Genomic DNA, 2,258 nt, shown 5'->3' with positions numbered 1-2,258 from the left:
AGGTGAGGCATTCACCTTGCCTGATGCGTCATTCGCGTGATTGAAAGGATAATCACAGATGAAAATAGCACTGTTAGGTGCAGGGAACATTGGATTTGCCAGCGCAGCCTGGCTCTGCCATCACGGCCACCAGACGGTGCTCTGGGCCAGGGATGCGCACACGCTGGCAGGTATTTCTCACGCCCATTCAGGGCTTCACTATACCGGCGTTATCGAAGGAGAATGTCGCCCGGCCGTTACTACTGACATCGCCGCTGCGGTACGCGGCGCGGATGCCGTGCTGCTGTGCGTTCCGGGTTATGGCCATCGTGCAGTGATGGAAGCACTGGCACCCCATCTGACAACCGGACAGCCGGTTATCATTAATTCCGCGTGCTCATTGAGCGCCTTGTTTTTGTCGCAACTGCTGGCACAGCGCGCCATCCGCGCACCGATTATTACCTGGGGAACCACCGCATTCACCGCCCGACGCAAAGCGGAAAACGGCGTCACCCTGATGACCGCACGCCGCTGTGTGCATGTCGCCACGCTCCCCGCCGCACACAATGCCGAGGCAATCGCCCTGTGCGAGCAGCTGTTTGGCAAACGGTTCCAGCCGCAATCCAATATCCTGGCGACGTCATTAATCAATATCAATCCGATTGCGCATTTGGGGTTGGCGCTGTGCAATGTCACACGCATCGAGCATCAGGAGCGCTGGCCGCAATATCACTATATGACAGATGGAGTGGCGAACCTGATTCTGGCACTGGAGCAGGAACGGCAAGCCTTGGCACAGGCATTTGGCCTGAGGCTGCACAGCATTGAAGCGCATTTTCAGCAATCGTTCGATGTATCCTGCCGTACGTTGAGCGAGATCGCCGCCGAGTTGCACCGTCGGCGCGGTGGACCACCCGGCCCGACCGATATGAATACCCGTTTTATTCTGGAAGATACGCCCTACGGGTTGGTGTTCGCAGCGGTTGCACGCAAAGCAGGGATCGCGCTGCCGCTACACAGTGCATCGATTACCCTCGCCAGCGCCGTGTGGCAGTGCGATCTTCGGGCCCAAAATGATGTATTGCCGTCCCTGGAACTGGATGCCCTCTCGCTCGCTGATTTTACCCGATCGTTGCAAGAGGGCATTAGCGCATCACAGGTCCGCGTGTGGTAATCGCTAACGCCCACCCGACAGGCGCAGCCGTTAGCGCTGCGCCACTTCTGTCAGCACCGCATCCAGCGTATCGAGAAACAGCGCGGCATGCTGTTCACTGAACACCAGCGGTGGCCGAATCTTCAGAATATTGCCCGCAGGCCCGGTGGCGCTGATCAATACGCCGCGCTGGCGCAGGGTGTTTACCACTGCTACCGCCTCAGCGCTGGCTGGCGTTTTGTTTTCACGGTCGCTCACCAGTTCCGCGCCGACAAACAGCCCGCTGCCGCGCACGTCGCCCAGCAGTTCATGACGCTGCGCCAACGCGTGCAACCCTTCGCGCAGGCAATGCCCGACCCGCAATGCATTTTGTTGCAGTTGCTCTTCGCGGATCACCCTAAGCACCGCGTGTGCCGCCTGACACGACACCGGGTTACCGCCAAAGGTATTAAAATAGCGAACGTCGCGGCCAAACGCGGCAAACAGCGCCGATTTTCCCACCAGTCCGGCGATCGGATGCCCGTTACCCATCGGCTTGCCCAGGCTGACCAGATCCGGCACCACCTGATGACGGGCGAACCCCCACATGGCTTCGCCGGTGCGGCCAAAACCCGGCTGCACTTCATCGGCAATAAACAGCCCGCCTGCATCGCGCACCCATTGTACCGCTTGCGCCACTTCACCCTTCGGGGGGGAGAAGACGCCGTCGCTGGAAAAAATGGTATCGAACAGCAGTGCCGCAGGACGAATGTCTTCTGCACGCATCTCCGCCAGTGCCGCCTGCACCGACGCCAAAAACGCGCCGGGTTGGCGATAGCTGTCTGGTGCATCAATCAGTTTTACATAATTGCCGCGCGCCACGCCGTCGCCAAGGGACGGGGAGAGTTCCGCCAGCGCGCTGGTAACACCGTGATAGGCCCAACGTGTCACGATAACCCCGGTGCCGCCCGTCACATGCCGCGCAATGCGCAGCGCCAAATCATTGGCTTCACTGCCGGTGCAGGTCAGCATCAGGTTATCCAGCTCCGCCGGAAATTCACGCAGCAGGTCTTCGGCAAAATCAACGATGGCATGATGTAGATAACGGGTATGGGTATTAAGCTGCGCGCTCTGCCGGGCAATCGCT

At 59.6% G+C, this 2,258-nt stretch carries 2 protein-coding genes; one reads left to right on the top strand and one right to left on the bottom strand.

Annotated elements, in window-relative coordinates; translation table 11 throughout:
• Window positions 1-58 precede the first annotated feature (58 nt).
• Window positions 59-1,153, top strand: a complete 1,095-nt coding sequence (locus tag J5224_RS25210) for an NAD/NADP-dependent octopine/nopaline dehydrogenase family protein (protein WP_264627947.1) — start codon at window positions 59-61, stop codon at window positions 1,151-1,153.
• 30 nt (window positions 1,154-1,183) lie between these two features.
• On the opposite strand, the gene J5224_RS25205 is transcribed toward J5224_RS25210, so the two are convergent.
• The coding region (locus J5224_RS25205; protein WP_264627946.1) for an aspartate aminotransferase family protein at window positions 1,184-2,258 on the bottom strand (1,075 nt) is incomplete at its 5' end.

The organism is Candidatus Symbiopectobacterium sp. NZEC135, from assembly GCF_025962695.1.
Note: the sequence above shows the minus strand (reverse complement) of the source record. Positions and strands in the feature narration are given on the sequence as shown.

What these genes read in the sequence shown, in the direction of transcription:
- J5224_RS25210 (WP_264627947.1), top strand. Translation starts at nt 59, where the DNA reads ATGAAAATAGCACTGTTAGGTGCAGGGAACATTGGATTTGCCAGCGCA.